The 16,038-nt window shown below is 71.7% G+C and carries 17 protein-coding genes; 6 read left to right on the forward strand and 11 right to left on the reverse strand.

The annotated features are described in order from the left end of the window. Window positions 1–66: 66 nt before the first annotated feature. Together OG542_RS05975 and OG542_RS05980 are read left to right on the forward strand one after the other, a co-directional pair. Complete coding sequence (locus OG542_RS05975) at window positions 67–936, forward strand: phosphatase PAP2 family protein (RefSeq protein ID WP_328408851.1); 870 nt, start codon at window positions 67–69, stop codon at window positions 934–936. Continuing rightward, on the forward strand, window positions 933–1,886 hold the full coding sequence (locus tag OG542_RS05980) for a DMT family protein (protein ID WP_328408853.1): 954 nt from the start codon (window positions 933–935) through the stop codon (window positions 1,884–1,886). The genes OG542_RS05975 and OG542_RS05980 overlap by 4 nt, the downstream gene beginning before the upstream one ends. On the opposite strand, the gene OG542_RS05985 is transcribed toward OG542_RS05980, so the two are convergent. Further along, the gene (locus tag OG542_RS05985) at window positions 1,876–3,927 is read right to left on the reverse strand and encodes a phosphocholine-specific phospholipase C (RefSeq protein WP_328408855.1); all 2,052 of its coding nucleotides are present in this window, start codon (window positions 3,925–3,927) and stop codon (window positions 1,876–1,878) included. The two genes, OG542_RS05980 and OG542_RS05985, sit on opposite strands and share 11 nt — an antisense overlap. Before the next feature lie 163 nt (window positions 3,928–4,090). Here OG542_RS05985 and OG542_RS05990 point away from each other — a divergent pair, with 163 nt between their 5' ends. Beyond that, window positions 4,091–5,380, forward strand: coding sequence for an MFS transporter (locus tag OG542_RS05990; RefSeq protein WP_328408857.1), 1,290 nt, complete (start codon window positions 4,091–4,093; stop codon window positions 5,378–5,380). Between the two features lie 20 nt (window positions 5,381–5,400). On the opposite strand, the gene OG542_RS05995 is transcribed toward OG542_RS05990, so the two are convergent. The 4 genes from OG542_RS05995 to OG542_RS06015 all read right to left on the reverse strand — a co-directional run bounded on the left by OG542_RS05995 (window position 5,401) and on the right by OG542_RS06015 (window position 8,215). Further along, complete coding sequence (locus OG542_RS05995) at window positions 5,401–6,468, reverse strand: hypothetical protein (RefSeq protein ID WP_328408859.1); 1,068 nt, start codon at window positions 6,466–6,468, stop codon at window positions 5,401–5,403. 137 nt (window positions 6,469–6,605) lie between these two features. Next, on the reverse strand, window positions 6,606–7,034 hold the full coding sequence (locus OG542_RS40675) for a peptidoglycan-binding protein (protein WP_408057723.1): 429 nt from the start codon (window positions 7,032–7,034) through the stop codon (window positions 6,606–6,608). Window positions 7,035–7,239: 205 nt separating this feature from the next. Beyond that, window positions 7,240–7,440, reverse strand: coding sequence for a PAS domain-containing protein (locus OG542_RS06010; protein ID WP_328408861.1), 201 nt, complete (start codon window positions 7,438–7,440; stop codon window positions 7,240–7,242). A gap of 568 nt (window positions 7,441–8,008) precedes the next feature. Continuing rightward, a complete protein-coding gene (locus OG542_RS06015) occupies window positions 8,009–8,215 on the reverse strand; it encodes a LysM peptidoglycan-binding domain-containing protein (protein ID WP_328408863.1) in 207 nt (68 codons plus the stop codon). Between the two features lie 177 nt (window positions 8,216–8,392). On the opposite strand from OG542_RS06015, the gene OG542_RS06020 reads away from it, so the two are divergent. From OG542_RS06020 to OG542_RS06030, 3 genes are read left to right on the forward strand one after another with little or no spacing between them, the layout of a single operon-like run. Beyond that, window positions 8,393–9,463 (forward strand): aromatic ring-hydroxylating dioxygenase subunit alpha, encoded by a 1,071-nt coding sequence (locus OG542_RS06020; protein ID WP_328408865.1) that lies wholly within the window; start codon window positions 8,393–8,395, stop codon window positions 9,461–9,463. Next, a complete protein-coding gene (locus OG542_RS06025; RefSeq protein WP_311128754.1) occupies window positions 9,460–9,651 on the forward strand; it encodes a hypothetical protein in 192 nt (63 codons plus the stop codon). The genes OG542_RS06020 and OG542_RS06025 overlap by 4 nt, the downstream gene beginning before the upstream one ends. After that, window positions 9,648–10,583 carry a PDR/VanB family oxidoreductase gene (locus tag OG542_RS06030; RefSeq protein ID WP_328408868.1) on the forward strand — a complete coding sequence of 312 codons (936 nt, stop codon included), beginning with the start codon at window positions 9,648–9,650 and terminating at the stop codon, window positions 10,581–10,583. The genes OG542_RS06025 and OG542_RS06030 overlap by 4 nt, the downstream gene beginning before the upstream one ends. A 9-nt stretch (window positions 10,584–10,592) precedes the next feature. On the opposite strand, the gene OG542_RS06035 is transcribed toward OG542_RS06030, so the two are convergent. From OG542_RS06035 to OG542_RS06060, 6 genes are read right to left on the reverse strand one after another with little or no spacing between them, the layout of a single operon-like run. After that, window positions 10,593–11,267, reverse strand: coding sequence for a GntR family transcriptional regulator (locus OG542_RS06035; RefSeq protein WP_328408870.1), 675 nt, complete (start codon window positions 11,265–11,267; stop codon window positions 10,593–10,595). Between the two features lie 31 nt (window positions 11,268–11,298). Beyond that, window positions 11,299–12,300, reverse strand: coding sequence for a proline racemase family protein (locus tag OG542_RS06040; RefSeq protein ID WP_328408872.1), 1,002 nt, complete (start codon window positions 12,298–12,300; stop codon window positions 11,299–11,301). 5 nt (window positions 12,301–12,305) lie between these two features. Beyond that, window positions 12,306–13,196 (reverse strand): dihydrodipicolinate synthase family protein, encoded by an 891-nt coding sequence (locus tag OG542_RS06045; RefSeq protein ID WP_328408874.1) that lies wholly within the window; start codon window positions 13,194–13,196, stop codon window positions 12,306–12,308. Next, the gene (locus tag OG542_RS06050; protein WP_328408876.1) at window positions 13,193–14,557 is read right to left on the reverse strand and encodes an FAD-dependent oxidoreductase; all 1,365 of its coding nucleotides are present in this window, start codon (window positions 14,555–14,557) and stop codon (window positions 13,193–13,195) included. The genes OG542_RS06045 and OG542_RS06050 overlap by 4 nt, the downstream gene beginning before the upstream one ends. Then, window positions 14,547–14,861 carry a (2Fe-2S)-binding protein gene (locus OG542_RS06055; RefSeq protein WP_328408878.1) on the reverse strand — a complete coding sequence of 105 codons (315 nt, stop codon included), beginning with the start codon at window positions 14,859–14,861 and terminating at the stop codon, window positions 14,547–14,549. The genes OG542_RS06050 and OG542_RS06055 overlap by 11 nt, the downstream gene beginning before the upstream one ends. After that, window positions 14,858–16,012 carry an NAD(P)/FAD-dependent oxidoreductase gene (locus OG542_RS06060; RefSeq protein ID WP_328408880.1) on the reverse strand — a complete coding sequence of 385 codons (1,155 nt, stop codon included), beginning with the start codon at window positions 16,010–16,012 and terminating at the stop codon, window positions 14,858–14,860. The genes OG542_RS06055 and OG542_RS06060 overlap by 4 nt, the downstream gene beginning before the upstream one ends. Window positions 16,013–16,038: the final 26 nt, after the last annotated feature.

Consider the following 16,038-nt stretch of genomic DNA (forward strand, 5'->3'; position numbering starts at 1 on the left):
GTACACTGGCGTATCGGTACGCACTCGTACCGATAACAGCACCACCGTCACCGAAGGGGCCGGGGGATGAATGCCCGCACCGAGCCTGCGCCGGCGGGGTCCGACGCGACAGCGCGACCGCCGCACGTCATAGCCCGACCGCCGCTCGTCCGGGAGCTCCTGCTCGTCGCTGGGCTCTTCCTCGTCTACAAGTTCGGCCGGCAGCTGGCCACGGGCCACACCGGCGAGGCCTTCCACAATGCCCAGCGCGTGTGGGACTTCGAGCGAGCGGTCCGGCTGCCCGGCGAGGGGGCGGTGCAGTCCCTGCTGCTGCACGGCGACGGTCTGACGCATGTCGCGAACACCTACTACGCGGCCGTCCACTTCCCGGCCACCGTCGCCTTCCTGGTCTGGCTCTATCTGCGCCGCCCGGCCCACTACGTGTGGGCCCGCCGGGTCCTGGCCGCCGTCACCGCCGCCGCGCTGGTGCTGCACCTGCTGTTCCCGCTCGCGCCGCCCCGGATGCTGGCCGCGACCGGTCTGGTGGACACGGCGCGCGTGTACGGGCCGTCGGTGTACGGCGATCCCGCGACCGACTCCCTGTCGAACCAGTTCGCTGCGATGCCGTCGCTGCACTTCGGCTGGGCCCTGATGGTGGCGATCGGCCTGATCGTCGCGACCCGGTCGCGGTGGCGCCGGCTCTGGCTGCTGCATCCGCTGGTGACGCTGCTGGTGATCGTCGGCACCGCGAACCACTACTGGCTGGACGCGATCGTGGCGACGGCCCTGCTCGGTCTCGCGCTCGCGCTGATCCTCCCCCGGACTTCGTCCGGGGAGATCCCCGTGTCGCTCCGCTCGCCGCATCGCACGGCGACCACGGCGGGCCGCGCGCGGGCCACGCTCGTACCGGCCCAGGGCCGATCCGAGGAGCAGGCGCTCGCGGGAGCCGGCCGATGAACGCCGTCGTCGTCGCCGTCGCCCTGTCCCTCGTCTCCGCCGTCGCCTACGCGGCTGCGGCGGTCGCCCAGGAGCGTCTCGCCTCCCGCTCCCCCGGCTCGGGCGTGCTGCGGCTGCTCGGCAGCGGCGCCTGGTGGTGGTCGGTCGGGCTGAACGCGTCGGCCGCACTGCTGCACGTCGTGGCCCTGAGGTACGGGCCGCTGACCGTGGTCCAGCCGCTCGGCGCGCTCACCCTGGTCGCGGCGGTGCCCATGGGGGCGCGGCTCGCGGGACGGCGGGTGAGCACGGTCGAGTGGAAGGGCACCGCGCTGACGCTGCTCGGCCTGGGCGCGATCCTGGTCACGGCATCCGGCCCGGCGCCCGACGATGTGCTGAGCGTTCCCGAGGCGCTGGTGGTGGCGGGTGCCACCGCTGCCCTCATCGGGGTGCTGTCCCGGCCGGGCACCCGCCCCGGGCTGCGGCACGCGACCGCCTCCGGCATCACGTCGGGCGTCGCCTCGGCCCTCACCCAGACCGTGACGGTGGCCGCGACGGACCGGTCGGGTCCGCTGCTGAGCGTCCAGGTGGTCGGGGTGGCGCTGCTGGTTGCGGCCTTCGCGGCCGGCGGGCTGCTGCTGTCGCAAGTGGCGTACCGGGGCGGTCTGGGCGCCCCGCTCGCGATGGTGACGCTGGCCAACCCGCTGGCCGCCGCGGTGATCGGGCTGTCGCTGCTGGGCGAACGCCTCCAGGGCGGCCCGGCCGGTGTGCTGCTCGCGCTCGCCGGGGCCGGCCTGGCGTCCTGGGGCGTGGCGCTGCTCAGCAGGGCGGCGCCCGTGGACCCCGGCCGCCCGGTGGACGACGACCATCCGGTGGCCGCCGTCCTGGCCCTGGAACCCGGCTCGGCCACGGCCGAACCGGCGTTGGTGCCCCGGCCGCACGATCCGGGGCACCTCACCACGGCTACCCGGTGATGATCGCCGGGTCGCTCACACCCGGCCTGCCGTTCTCGACGTGCCCCGCGAACCGCCGCAGGAACGCCGTGTCGCCCTCGGCGGTGACGGTCAGGTCGTACCAGCGGCGGCTGCGGTCGAGGTCGACGGTCCGCCGCACCGTCGCGCCCGGGCGGACGGTGACGGTCGAGGGCCGCCCGCCGTAGCGGTCGGAGAGCTTCAGCCGTGCCGTGCCGGAGCCCCTGTTGGTGAAGGTCAGTTCGACGTCGTCACCGGTGTGGCGTGCGGTGACCTCGCAGCCGGCCGTCTTGTTCGATCCCTTGAAGACCCGCACGAAGCCGTTCGGGCCGTGCACGGTCAGGTCGTACGAGCCCGCCGAGTAGGCCGAGTTCCAGGTGTCGGAGAGGGACTTGCCGGCCTCGGTGGTGTACATCCAGGGGCCGTCGGCGCGGTTGCCGGACGTGATGTGGAAGGCGGCGCCCGCCTTCGACCCGGAGGCGAAGGCGAGGGTGAGCTTCCCGGCGACGGCGTCGACCGAGGCGTCCACGTGCGGGGCGTACTTCAGCGGCCGGGTGCGGCGCGGGCCGCGTTCCTGGCGGGGCATGCGCGGGTCGGCGGGCGGGGCCGGCTTGTAGTCGGGGTGACGTTCGCGGTCCTGCGGCTCGTACGCGTCGGTACCGGGCAGCGGGACCGGCCGCGCGTCCTTGCGGGAGAAGTCGAACGCGGACGTCAGATCACCGCAGATCGCCCGGCGCCACGGCGAGATGTTGGGCTCGCGCACGCCGAAGCGGCGCTCCATGAACCGCAGGATCGAGGTGTGGTCGAGGGTCTCCGAGCAGACGTAGCCGCCCTTGCTCCACGGCGAGACGACCAGCATCGGCACCCGGGGGCCGAGGCCGTAGGGGCCTGCCGTGTTCTTGCTGTCGCCCGGGAAGAGGTCGAGGGAGACGTCGACGGTGGACAGGCCGCGGGAGGCGTCCTTCGGCGGCAGCGGCGGCACCACGTGATCGAAGAAGCCGTCGTTCTCGTCGTAGGTGATGAACAGGGCGGTCTTCGACCAGACCTCCGGGTTGGAGGTGAGGGCGTCCAGGACCTGGGCGATGTACCAGGCGCCGTAGTTCGACGGCCAGTTGGAGTGCTCGCTGAAGGCCTCGGGGGCGGCGATCCAGGAGATCTGCGGCAGCTTTCCCGCCTTGACGTCCGCCTTCAATCGGTCGAAGTAGCCCTCGCCCGCCTTGGCGTTCGTGCCGGTGCGGGCCTTGTCGTACCAGGGGTCCCCGGGCTGGGCGTCGCGGTACTTGTTGAAGTACAGCAGGGAGTTGTCGCCGTAGTTGCCGCGGTAGGCGTCCTCGATCCAGCCCCAGGAGCCCTTGGCGTCGAGGCCGTCGCCGATGTCCTGGTAGACCTTCCAGGAGATGCCGGCGTGCTCCAGGCGCTCGGGGTAGGTCGTCCAGCCGTAGCCGAGTTCGTCGTTGCCGAGGACCGGGCCGCCGCCGGTGCCGTCGTTGCCCGTGTACCCCGACCACATGTAGTAGCGGTTCGGGTCGGTGGAGCCGATGAACGAGCAGTGGTAGGCGTCGCAGACGGTGAATGAGTCGGCGAGGGCGTAGTGGAAGGGGATGTCCTCGCGAGTCAGGTATGCCATGGTCGTGGTGCCCTTGGCGGGCACCCACCGGTCGTACTTGCCGCCGCGGTAGGCCTGGTGGCCGTCGGGCCAGGAGTGCGGCAGGCCCTCCAGGAACTGCATGCCGAGGTCGTCGGCGTCCGGATGGAACGGCAGGATCTCCTTGCCGTCCTTCTCCTGGTGCCAGACCGGTTTGCCGTTGTCGAGCGTGACCGGGCGCGGGTCGCCGAAGCCGCGGACGCCTCTCAGGGTCCCGAAGTAGTGGTCGAAGGAACGGTTCTCCTGCATCAGGACGACGATGTGCTCGACGTCCTCGATCGACCCGGTGCGGTGGTTCGCCGGAAGCGCGGCGGCGCGCTGGATGCTGGCGGACAGCGCACTGAAGGCCGTGGTGGCACCCGCGAGTTGAAGAAAGCGGCGCCGGTTTACTTCGGACATGAAGGACAGACCTCTCATCCTGAGGTGCTGGATGGCCGGAACGTGACGGAATCTGCGCGGAAGGAGTGTTTCAGGGACACCAAACGCCAAGGAAGGGGCTGGTGACACTCATGTGAAAGTCGCCGGTACGACAGGTGTGCCGGGGCGTTGCCCGGGGAGGGTGATGAGCGTGACAGAGACGCAGACGGTTTCCCCGCCGACGAAACGGCCCGTCCGCCAGCTCCTCGCCGCCTCCGTGGGCAACGCCGTGGAGTGGTACGACTGGTACGCCTACACGTTCCTGGCGACCTATATCGCCGCCCAGGTCTTCCCCGCGAGCGCGGACAACTCTCTGGTGCCGCTGCTGTCGACGTTCGCGGTCTTCGCGGTGGGCTTCTTCATGCGGCCGGTCGGCGGGCTGCTGATGGGCGCGGTCGCGGACCGGCACGGGCGGCGGGCCGCGCTCACGGTCACCATCCTGCTGATGGGCGGCAGCAGCCTGCTGGTCGGGCTCACCCCGACCTACGCCTCGGTGGGCGTACTGGCGCCGGTGGTCCTCGTCTTCGCCCGGCTGCTGCAGGGCCTGTCCGTGGGCGGCGAGTTCGCCGCCTCCACGACCTTCCTGGTGGAGTCGGCGGGCCCCGGCCGGCGCGGGCTGTTCTCCAGCTTCCAGTATGTGTCGACGACCATCGGGCAGCTCGTCGCCTCCGGCGTCGCCACCTTGCTGGTGGACACGCTGAGCGACGGGCAGATGAACGGCTGGGGCTGGCGGGTCCCGTTCGTGCTCGGGGCCGTGCTGAGCCTGGTCGGCTTCTGGATCCGGCAGGGTGCGCAGGAGACCCGCAGCGCCGAGCAGCGGGAGGCCCCGCGCCCGGGCCTGTTCGAGGCGCTGCGCCGGCACCCGCGCGAGTCGCTCCTCATCGGCGGCATCACGGCGGGCGGTACCATCGCCTACTACACGTGGACGTCGTACCTGCCGACGTACGCGGAACTCAACGCGGGTGTCGAGAAGTCGGACGCGCTGCTCGCGGGCACGATCTCACTGGCCTTCTTCGCCCTGCTGCAGCCGCTCGGCGGACTGCTCTCGGACCGCTTCGGCCGCCGTCCCCTGCTGCTCTTCTTCGGCCTGGGCTTCGCCCTGCTCGCGGTGCCGCTGCTGCACGCCCTGCGCGACTCGTTCGCCGTGCTCCTGCTCGTGCAGTGCGCGGGCATGGTGCTGCTGACCGGGTTCACCTCGATCAGCGCGGCCGTGAACGCGGAGATCTTCCCGCCCCGGGTCCGCGCGGCCGGTATCGGCTTCCCGTACTCGCTGACGGTGGCCCTCTTCGGCGGCACGGCGCCGTACGTCGGCACCCTGTTCAAGGAGATGGGGCATGCGGGGCTGTTCCCCTGGTACGTCGCGGTGCTGTGTCTGGTGTCGTCGGTGGTGTACCTGCGGCTGCCGGAGACGGCTCACACACCTCTGAGGCGCTGAGCGAGCGGCCGGGCGGCCGGTCAGGGCCCGCCTCGCGGTCGAGCCGCCTCCGCCCCCTCGTCCACGGGCTCTCTCGCGCGCGTCCCCTGCTGCGCCCCCTCGTGCGGTCCCGCGCCGTCCCCGAACGCGGTCGGCGGTCCGGGCGCCCCGGTCTCTCCCAGCACGTCACTCTCCTTGACCGCGGCTCTCTCGGGGTCGATCATGGCTTCGGTCGTCCTGCCCACCTCCGCCAGCGTCATCTGCGCGCGGTCGTCGACCAGTCGGGTCACAAGGTGCTGGGCGGCGCCGAAGGCCGCGGCCCAGCCGAGGACCTGCGCCCTGCTGTCGAGGTCGCTGAGCCCGGGGACGAAGGCGCCCCGGATCAGCAGCAGTCCGAGGAAGGCGGACAGGGCGCCAGTGGGGAACTTCAGCACCGCCGATGCCAGGGGCAGCATGTAGGGAGCGTCGGTGCCCCGGATGTGGCGCAGTGAGGCGATGACGGTGAGTGCCGCGCCGGCGAGCCCGGCGATCTCGACGGTGAGGATGTCCCTCGGCTGAGCCAGGCTGCCGGCGGGGGTGCCCACCTCCTCGTCGGGATGCTCCGCCGTGGGGCACACGACATCGATCCCGCTCGTGTCCCCAGGGTTGACCTTGGGCGTGAAGCACATGCTCAGCGACTGGGGGAAGAACCAGCCGTAGACAGCGAGGCCGGCCACGCCGAGCAGGACGAGGAACGTCGCGGTCCACAGGATGTTGCGCAGGCTGCGCACCCGGGCCAGCTCGTCGTCCAGCGCGTTGTACGCGGCATCGAGCGCCCGGACCATGAGGTCACGGTCGCTCGGTGAGATCTCACCGGAGATGATGGAACGGAGCCGCCGGGCCAGGCGGACGCGTCGTGGGTCGTCCGTTTCCAGATGGTCCTTGACCAGCGCCATGACCTCGCTCGCACGACCGGCGACTTCCTCGTCGGAGACCAGTTGCAGGAGCATCACCTCCGCGCTGCGTATGTTCGACCAGACGCCCTCACGCGCGGCCGATCCGGACCAGGCACGCCGCCATCCGAAATCCTCGTCGGCAGCCGCTCCGGCCTTTTTCAGATGGCCCCGCATTCCCTCGACGAGCGCCTTGTGGTCTTCGGAGCACGGCTTGACACGTTCGCGTTCCAGCTGGACTTCGAGATAGGCGATCCGGGTTTTCGCCCGTGCGCGCCAAGCGGTCCGCGATGGCCGTCCCGGAGCGGTTCCGGTCACTCGTAGACGGCCGGTACGTGCAGCCTATTCCACGACTTCCGGCCCGGTATGCCGTCAGCGTCCCGGCCCCTAAATCCGAGTTTCCACTGCCAATTCGCGTACGACTTCCGGTCCGCTTCGCTCCAGCGCGAGTCGGGCCCGTCGGCGTACACCCCACAGTCCTCATCGATGAGGCGGTAGCCCATGGCCTCGATGACCGGGCTGCTCACGGAGGGCTGGAAGAAGTCGGCCCCCGGGAAGGGTTCGAACTCACCCTCCACTTCTGGGGGAGCCACGCGGATCCGCTGTGCGGGGTAAATGATATCCGGATCCGCGATCCAGGGATTCCACTCCAGAATCTGCTCCAGCGTCACGCGATGCATCACCGCGATCTTACCGAGCGTGTCGCCACGTTTCACTGTGTAGAACTCTACTGTTCTTTCCATGCACCCACAGTAAACGCATTCCCTGCCACGGGAAAGTCGAGAATTCCGTTTCGATTTCACTTTTTGATATGGAAACGGCTTCCGTGGAAACCTGCTCAGAGGCGGACGACGACCAGGGCCATGTCGTCGTCCTGACCACCTCCGGGGACGCCCATCTCGGCCAGCAGTCCGTCGGCGAGTTCCTCCACCGGGCGAGGCGCCGAAGTCACGCGCCGCCTCCAGGCGCGCCGGTGGTGTCCGGAAACGCCTCCAGGATGTACCGCCCGAGCAGTTCTTCGCGGCTCCTGCCGGTGACCCGGAGGTAGGCCCGGTTGGCATGGCAGACCACCAGGTCGGCGTCCAGCACCAGGTACGGATTCGGTGCGGCGTCGAACAGCTCCTCGAAATCCATCTCCGCTGACGTCACGCGTGACCTGCCGATCTTTACAGGCGCGACCGCTGCAACTCCAACCTACGAGCAGCCCGGCGGGCACGCCCGCCGGACGACGCGTCGCGCACTGCAGTCCGACCTCCGTCGTGGCGCTCGACTCCTCGCACCCGCTGTCAGGAACGCGCACCGCCGAGACCGCCAGACTGCCGGGTTCCGGCAATGACCACAGTTCGGGGCAGAGGGGGGGAAGGCCGACGGCTGATGGCGGCCGGGAGGCCGAAGACCATGGCGAGACGCCACCGGGGGTCCTCGCCGGTGAGGGTGTCGCGGACATTCGACCAGACGCCCTCGCGGGCGGTCGAGCCCGACCGCGGACTGGGCCAGCCGAATTTCTCGTCGGCGGTGGGGGCCCTTTCGAGATGCCCCCGCATTCTTTCGATAGCGTAGGGCGCTCTTCCGGGCGGGGACTGACGCTTTCGTACTCGAGTTGCGCTTCGAGATAGGCAACCCGCGTTTTCGCACGCGCGCCATGCCGACCGCGACGGCCCGTTACGCAGGCCTGTCATTCGGCTGCGCGTACGGGCCGACCGGCTTTCGGTTCTGGTCATTCACTCTGATACGCACCGCCCTCTCCGCCCGCTCCCCGGGGCGGGGCCACGCGAATCCGGTCGCCGGGGTGGATGAGGTCCGGATCCTCGATCTGCGGGTTCCACTCCAGAATCTCATCCAGACTCACGTGGTGCATCCGCGCGATCTTGGTGAGATTGTCACCGCGTTTCACTACGTAGAACTGCGCTCTTGTCTTTGCCATGCATCCAGCCTAAGACAATTCTCCGCGAGAATAAAGTGCAGAATTCTGTTTCGATTTCACTTTTTGATTCGGAAACCGCTTCTGCCGAAGACCCTTCCGCCTGGCGGAAGGGCCGTTGCGGTGCCCGGAGGGCCGCCCCGACGATGACGGCACGACCAGAGACGGGAGCCAGTGCCCATGCCTCACATGACCGCCTTCGCCAGGAACCAGTGGTACGTCGCCGCCTACAGTCAGGAAGTCGGGCGGGAGTTGCTCGGCCGGACGATCCTCGGTGAGACGCTCGTGCTGTACCGGACCGAGGAGGACGGCACGCCGGTCGTCCTGCACGACCGGTGTGTGCACCGCCGGTACCCGCTGTCCGAGGCCCCGACCCGCCTCGACGGCGACCGGATCGTGTGCGGGTACCACGGGTTCACGTACGACACGACCGGTGCTTGCGTGTACGTGCCGGGGCAGAAACGGGTGCCGCGCACCGCCCGGGTCGCCTCCTACCCCGTCGTCGAGCAGGACTCGCTGATCTGGGTGTGGATCGGCGACCCGGCGCTCGCCGATCCGCAGACCATCCCCCGGGCCAGGCACCTGGACTCCCCCGGCTGGACCACGGTGCGCGGCATGGAGCCCATCGACTGCGACTACGGTCTGCTCGTCGACAACCTCCTCGACCTCTCCCACGAGACGTATCTGCACGGCGGGTACATCGGCACCCCCGAGGTCGCCGAGACGCCGATCACCACGGAGGTCGACGAGGGCGCCGGGATCGTCCGGGTGAGCCGGCACATGGACGACGCCGAGTGCCCGCCCTTCTACGCCAAGTCCACCGGTATAGAAGGCCGGATCACCCGCTGGCAGGACATCGAGTACCACGCGCCCTGCCTGTATCTGCTGCACAGCCGCATCGCCCCGGTCGGGGTGCTGCCCGAGCCGGACGGCAGCGACCCGAACGGCTTCCACACGGAGATCACCTACGCGATCACTCCGTCGGGCGACGGCAAGGTGTACGACTTCTGGGCCGTCTCGCGCGACTGGGCGACCGACGACGCCGAGGTCACCGAGTTCCTGCGGGGCAACAACCACACGGTCGTGATGCAGGACGTCACCGCGCTCAACCTGCTGCAGAAGACGCTCGGAAGCGAGCGCACCGGCTACCAGGAACTCAGCATCAACATCGACACAGGTGGTCTGGCCGCCCGCCGTATCCTCGCCCGGCTGGTCGAGGAGGGCGACAAGCCCCTGGAGCAGGTCCAGTGACATCGCCCTCTGCCTCCGGGACCGGCGAGATCTACCGCATCGACTGGCTGCCCGGCACCGACGTCCTGCACGGCACCTGCCACTGCGGCCGTGAGCACACCGCGCAGGACCCGGTCGAGATGTGGGAGTGGATGCTCGCCCACCCGCAGGGGCACTCCGCCCACGAGCCGCGAGGGAACAGCTCATGAGCGTGTACGAAGCCGAACTCGTCGTCGAGCGGCGGGAGTCCGCCGCCGACGGCGTGCTCGCTCTCACTCTGCGCCACCCGCTGGGCGAGCCCCTCCCGGACTGGGAACCGGGCGCCCACATCGATGTCGTGCTCGGCCCCGGGCTGGAACGGCAGTACTCGCTGTGCGGCGATCCGGCGGACCGGTCGGCCTGGCGGATCGCGGTGCTGCGCGAGCCGGACGGGCGGGGCGGATCGGCCCATGTGCACGAGCAGGTGGGGCCGGGCGACAAGGTCCGGGTGCGCGGGCCCCGTAACAACTTCGGCCTCGAGCCCGCCCCGCGCTACCGATTCGTCGCGGGCGGTATCGGCATCACCCCGATCCTGCCGATGCTGGCGGCAGCCGAGGCGTCGGGAGCCGAGTGGACGCTGCTCTACGGCGGTCGCACCCGCCGGTCCATGGCGTTCGGCGAGGAACTCGCCCGGTACGGCGGCCGGGTGACGATCGCGCCCGAGGACGAGACAGGGCTGCTGGACCTGCCCTCGGTGCTGGACGACGTACCCGAGGGCACGCTCGTCTACTGCTGCGGGCCCGGCCCGCTGCTGGACGCGGTGGAGGCCCGGAGCCCGTCCGGAGTGCTGCGCGTCGAGCGGTTCCGGCCGAAGGAGCGGGAGACCGGCGGCGACACCGAGTTCGAGGTGGAGCTGGCACGGAGCGGCAGGACGCTCACCGTCGCACCGGACGTGTCGGTGCTCGACACCGTGCGCGCCGCCGGGATCGAGGTGCTGTACTCCTGCGCCGAGGGCACCTGCGGCACGTGTGAGACCGACGTCCTGGAGGGCGAACCGGACCACCGCGACTCGGTCCTCACCGACGACGAACGCGCGGCGGGCGAGACCATGCTCATCTGTGTGTCCCGCTGCCGTGGGAAGCGGCTCGTGCTGGACCTGTGATCCGGACGGTCAGGGCGCTGCCCACAGGCCCCGGACATGCCCCAGGTGCCGGGTCATCACCGTCCGTACGGCCTCCTCGTCGCGGGCGAGCAGTGCGTCCAGGATCTCCAGGTGCTCCTCCGCCGACGCCTCCAGCCGCCCCTGCCCGGCGAGCGCGGTCAGCCCGTACAGCCGGGAGCGGCGTCTGAGGTCCCGTACGACGTCGACGAGGTGGTCGTTGCCGGCGAGGGCCAGCAGGCCGAGGTGGAAGCGCAGGTCGGCCCCGACGTAGGCGATGAGGTCGCCGGCCGCCGCGGAGGTGACGATCTCCTGGGCGACCGGGCGCAGCGCCTCCAGCGCCACCGGCTCGGCCGTGAGCGCCAGGCCCGCCGTCGTGGGGATCTCGATCAGCCCCCGGATGTGGGTGTACTCGTCGAGTTGCCGCTCGGAGACGGCGGTGACGCGGAAGCCCTTGTTGGGCACGGTGTCGACCAGGCCCTCCTTGGCGAGGTCGAGCATCGCCTCGCGCACGGGCGTGGCGGATACGCCGAAGCGGGCGGCGAGGCCGGGGGCCGAGTAGACCTCGCCGGGGCGCAGTTCACCGGCGATCAGGGCGGCCCGCAGCGCGTCCGCCACCCGCTCCCGGTGACTGGGCTTCCTGCTGCCCAGCAGGGGCAGGGCGGGGGTGTGCTGCGGAGCAGCCATGACGGTCGCGGTTTCCTCTCGTGGCCGGGGCTTACAGGACGAATCCGGCCGGGAACGGGTCCTCGGGGTCCAACAGGTACTGGGCGGTCCCGGTGATCCAGGCGCGTCCGGTGAAGCTGGGCCGTACGGCCGGGCGGCCGGCCACCTCGGTCGTGCCGAGCAGTCTGCCGGTGAACCGCGTGCCGATGAAGGACTCGTTCACGAACTCGGTGTGCAGCGGGAGTTCACCGCGCGCGTGCAGTTGTGCCATGCGGGCGCTGGTGCCCGTGCCGCAGGGCGAGCGGTCGAACCAGCCGGGGTGGATGGCCATGGCGTGCCGGGAGTGGCGGGCGGTGGAGCCGGGGGCGGCCAGGTAGACGTGGTGGAGGCCGTGGATGGACGGGTCCTCCGGGTGGACGGGCGGGTCCTCGGCGTTGACGGCGGCCATGAGGGACAGGCCCGCCCGGAGGATGTCGTCCTTGCGGGACCGGTCGAAGGGCAGGCCGAACTGCTCCAGCGGCAGGATGGCGTAGAAGTTGCCGCCGAAGGCGAGGTCGTACGTCACCGTCCGCCCGTCGGCGAGGGTGGCCTTGCGGTCGAGGCCGACGGCGAAGGAGGGCACGTTCTGGAGGGTGACCGCCTTCGCGACGCCGTCCTCGACCGCCACCTCGGCGACGACCGGGCCCGCCGGGGTGTCGAGCCGGATGGTGGTGACCGGCTCGACGACCTCGACCATGCCGGTCTCGACGAGCACGGTCGCCACGCCGATCGTGCCGTGCCCGCACATCGGCAGATAGCCGGAGACCTCGATGTAGGCGACGCCCCAGTCGCAGTCCGGGCGGGTCGGCGGCTGGAGGATCGCACCGCTCATGGCGGAGTGGCCGCGCGGCTCGTTCATCAGCAACTGCTTGATGTCGTCGCGGTGTTCGCGGAAGTACAGCCGCCGCTCGTTCATGGTGGCGCCGGGGATGATGCCGATGCCGCCGGTGATCACACGGGTGGGCATGCCCTCGGTGTGCGAGTCGACGGCGTGCAGGACGAGTCTGCTGCGCATGGTCCCTATGCCAATCCGGCCGCTACGGCCTTCTCCGTGGCCGCGCGGACCGCCGCCTCCTGCTGGGGCAGCAGCGGCACACGGGGTGGTCGGCAGGGGCCTCCGTGGCGGCCGACGAGGTCCATGGACAGCTTGATGGCCTGGACGAACTCAACCCGCGAGTCCCACCGCAGCAGCGGATGCAGCTGCCGGTACAGACCCCGCGCGGTGTCGAGGTCGCCGGCGACGGCCGCGTGGTACAGCTCGGCCGAGGCCCGGGGCAGCGCGTTCGGGTAGCCCGCGACCCAGCCTTTGGCGCCCGCGACGGCCAGTTCCAGCAGGACGTCGTCCGCGCCGATCAACAGGTCCAGTTCGGGAGCGAGTTCGGCGATCCGGTAGGCCCGGCGGACATCGCCGGAGAACTCCTTCACGCCCCGGATGTGCCCCTCGCCGTGCAGCCGGGCGAGCAGCTCCGGCACCAGGTCGACCTTGGTGTCGATCGGGTTGTTGTACGCCACGACCGGCAGGCCGGCCTTCGCGACCTCGGCGTAGTGGGCGACGACGGACCGCTCGTCGGCGCGGTAGGCGTTCGGCGGCAGCAGCATCACCGCCTCGCACCCCGCCTCGCCCGCCTGTTCGGCCCAGCGCCGGGACTCGGCGGACCCGTACGCGGCGACGCCGGGCATGACGCGCCGCCCGCCGATCGCGGCGACGGCCGTCTCGACGACCCGGGCGCGCTCCTCGGGGGTGAGCACCTGGTACTCGCCGAGGGAGCCGTTCGGCACGACGCCGTCGCAGCCGTTCCCGACGAGCCAGGCGCAGTGCTCGGCGTACCGGTCGTAGTTCACGGAGAGGTCGTCGTTCAGCGGGAGCGCGGTGGCGACGAGGACGCCGCGCCAGGGGCGGTGGTCGGTCATGACTGTCCCTCCTGGGAGTGTTGCCGTGCGAGGACGCCGAGCGGCACGGGATGGGCGAACGGCCTTCTGGCCGGGGTCGGTGGGCATCCGGCGAGACCTGCGACCGCGGACTGGCACATCCGGCCCTGGCACCAGCCCATCCCGGCCCGGGTGAGCAGCTTCACGGTGCGCACGTCACCCGCCCCGAGGTCCAGGGCGTCGCGCACGGCACCGGCGGTGACCTCCTCGCAACGGCAGACCACGGTGTCGTCGGTGACCTGCTCGGGCCAGTGCGCGGGCGGCACGTAGGCGGCGTCGAGGGCGGCGGCGGATCTCCCGAGCCGCGTACGGGCCTTGAGAGCGGCGGGGGCCGGGTCGGGGTCGGTGCCGTGCAGGGACGCGGCGGCGGAGCACCCGGCGATGTGCCCCTCGGCGAGGGCGAGGGCCGCGCCGCCGACGCCGGTGGCCTCGCCTGCCGCCCACACGCCGGGCACGTCCGTGCGCTGCTCGGCGTCGACGGCCACGGCGACCCCGTCGAGGCCGCAGCCGAGGCCCTCCGCCAGGTCGGTGTGCGGGAGCATGCCGTGCCCGACGGCCAGGGTGTCGCAGGTCAGGTGCCGCTCGGTTCCGGTCCTGACGCGTCCGCCGCTGTCGAGGGCGGCGACCGTGACACCGGTCAGCCGCTCGTCGCCGTGGGCGCGGACGACGGTGTGCCGGGCGAGGAACGGCACGCGGTGGCGCAGCAGCCGGGCGGCGTATCCGGCGCCCTCGGGGAGCTTGCCGGCCAGGGCCGGGCCATGGCGGGCGAGGCGCGCCGGGCCGGCGGACTCGACGAGCGCGGCGACCTCCACACCGGCTGCCGCGAGCCCGGTCGCCACGGGCAGCAGCAGCGGCCCGGTCCCGGCCACGACGGCTCGGCGCCCCGGCACCACCAGTCCGCCCTTGAGCATGGCCTGGGCGCCCCCGGCGGTGACGACGCCCGGGAGGGTCCAGCCGGGGAAGGGCAGCACCTGCTCGTAGCCGCCGGTGGCCAGGAGCACGGCACGGGCGTGCACCTCGGCCGGCTCCTCCTGCTCCGGTCCGAGCAGCGCGTGCACGACGAAGCCGCCGGGCCCGCGCTCCACACACCACACATGATGATCGGTCAGCACCCGTACCGCGCCGGCGGCGAGTCCGTCGCGCAGCCGCTCCCAGGTCCGCCACCGGTGGTGCAGCGCTTCGGGCCGCCCGGCCCCGAGCCCGGCGGCGGGCTGCCGGTAGAACTGCCCGCCCGCCTCCGTGGCCCCGTCGACGAGCGCGACCCGCGTGCCCCGCGCGGCCGCCGCGAGGGACGCGGCGAGACCGGCCGGTCCGGCCCCGATCACGACCAGGTCAGTCCGCATGGCGCACCCCCTCATGGCCCGTCCCCTCCTGTGTGCCGATGACGTCCCCCGGCCGTACCGGCACCAGACAGGCGCGTTGGTTGGGGCGGCCGTTGACGGTCACCAGGCAGTCGAAGCAGACGCCGATCCCGCAGAACACCCCGCGCGGACGGCCCTCGCCCCGGGTGGCGTGCCAGGAGGTGATGCCCGCCGCCCACAGCACGGCGGCGACCGTCTGCCCGGGCAGCGCCTCGACGGGCCGCCCGTCGAACGTGACCGTGAAGGCGGGGCCGGGCCTGGCTCCCGCCAGCTCCAGCGGATTCACTCGGCCTCCTCGGTGAAGCGGTCGGGCCGGAACGCGCCGAGGTCCAGGTCCGGCACCTGCCCGGTCAACGCCTGGGAGATCAAACGGCCCGTGCCGGTGGCGAGACCGATGCCCGCGCCCTCGTGCCCGCAGGCGTGCAGAAGTCCGGGCGCCCGGGGATCCGGCCCGATCGCGGGCAGATGGTCCGGGAGATACGGCCGGAAGCCCACGTACGTGCGCAGGGCCCGGACCTCGGCGAGGAAGGGGAAGAGGTCTGTCGCGCCCGCCGCCAGCGCGCGCAGTGCCGGGAGCGACAACGACCGGTCGAAGCCGACCCGTTCGCGGCTGGCGCCGATCAGGACCGGCCCGGCGGGCGTGCCCTCCACCACCGGGGAGGTCTGCAGCGCCGCCGAGTCGCTCGCGACATCGCCCACGTAGTCGGCGGCGTACACCTTGTGCCGGATGCGGGGCGGCAGCGGCTCGGTGACCAGGACGAAGCCACGCCGGGGCAGCACGGGCAGGGACACGCCCGCGCGGGCCGCTGTCTCGCCGCCCCAGGTGCCGGCCGCGTTGACTACGGCCGGGGCGTGGATGTCGCCCCGGTCGGTCCGCACCCCGCGCACCGCACCGCCGGGCCCACGCGGCACCGCGGTCACCTCCCGGCCGGTGACCAGCCGGGCGTTCGAGGCGCGCAGCAGGTGCGCCGCCGCGAGGGCGGGCATCACCTGGGCGTCCTGCGGGTAGTGCATGCCGCCCGCGAGACCGGGAGCCAGGTACGGCTCCAGGTCGGGCAGCCGGTCGGGCGGCACGGGGACGGCCTCGACCCCGGCCGCGCGCTGCCCGGCGGCGAGTTCCTCTAGACCGGCCAGTGCCCCGTCGGTGCCGGCGACGACGACACCGCCCTTGGCCTCGTACTCGACGGCCTCGCCCAGCCCCTCCCGGGCCAGTTCGGCCCACAGCCGGGCGGACAGCAGGGCGAGTTCGAGCTCGGGTCCGGGCTCCTTGTCGGAGACGAGGAGGTTCCCCTCCCCCGCGCCGGTCGTACCGCCGGCCACCGCGCCCCGGTCCACCACGACGACATCGAGGCCGGCACGGGCCGCGTACAAGGCACAGGCGGCGCCGACCACTCCGGCTCCGACCACCACGACATCGCAGGTCAGCGACTCGCTCACGCCAGTACTATGTCACACACCACATC

It is taken from the genome of Streptomyces violaceus (assembly GCF_036014075.1).
GTDB classification, from domain to species: domain Bacteria; phylum Actinomycetota; class Actinomycetes; order Streptomycetales; family Streptomycetaceae; genus Streptomyces; species Streptomyces violaceus.

Excerpts from the sequence above, each read along its gene's own strand:
- OG542_RS05975 (WP_328408851.1), top strand. The coding sequence starts at position 67 with ATGAATGCCCGCACCGAGCCTGCGCCGGCGGGGTCCGACGCGACAGCG.
- OG542_RS05980 (WP_328408853.1), top strand. The coding sequence starts at position 933 with ATGAACGCCGTCGTCGTCGCCGTCGCCCTGTCCCTCGTCTCCGCCGTC.
- OG542_RS05985 (WP_328408855.1), bottom strand. The coding sequence starts at position 3,927 with ATGTCCGAAGTAAACCGGCGCCGCTTTCTTCAACTCGCGGGTGCCACC.
- OG542_RS05990 (WP_328408857.1), top strand. The coding sequence starts at position 4,091 with ATGAGCGTGACAGAGACGCAGACGGTTTCCCCGCCGACGAAACGGCCC.
- OG542_RS05995 (WP_328408859.1), bottom strand. The coding sequence starts at position 6,468 with ATGCGGGGCCATCTGAAAAAGGCCGGAGCGGCTGCCGACGAGGATTTC.
- OG542_RS40675 (WP_408057723.1), bottom strand. The coding sequence starts at position 7,034 with ATGGAAAGAACAGTAGAGTTCTACACAGTGAAACGTGGCGACACGCTC.
- OG542_RS06015 (WP_328408863.1), bottom strand. The coding sequence starts at position 8,215 with ATGGCAAAGACAAGAGCGCAGTTCTACGTAGTGAAACGCGGTGACAAT.
- OG542_RS06020 (WP_328408865.1), top strand. The coding sequence starts at position 8,393 with ATGCCTCACATGACCGCCTTCGCCAGGAACCAGTGGTACGTCGCCGCC.
- OG542_RS06030 (WP_328408868.1), top strand. The coding sequence starts at position 9,648 with ATGAGCGTGTACGAAGCCGAACTCGTCGTCGAGCGGCGGGAGTCCGCC.
- OG542_RS06035 (WP_328408870.1), bottom strand. The coding sequence starts at position 11,267 with ATGGCTGCTCCGCAGCACACCCCCGCCCTGCCCCTGCTGGGCAGCAGG.
- OG542_RS06040 (WP_328408872.1), bottom strand. The coding sequence starts at position 12,300 with ATGCGCAGCAGACTCGTCCTGCACGCCGTCGACTCGCACACCGAGGGC.
- OG542_RS06045 (WP_328408874.1), bottom strand. The coding sequence starts at position 13,196 with ATGACCGACCACCGCCCCTGGCGCGGCGTCCTCGTCGCCACCGCGCTC.
- OG542_RS06050 (WP_328408876.1), bottom strand. The coding sequence starts at position 14,557 with ATGCGGACTGACCTGGTCGTGATCGGGGCCGGACCGGCCGGTCTCGCC.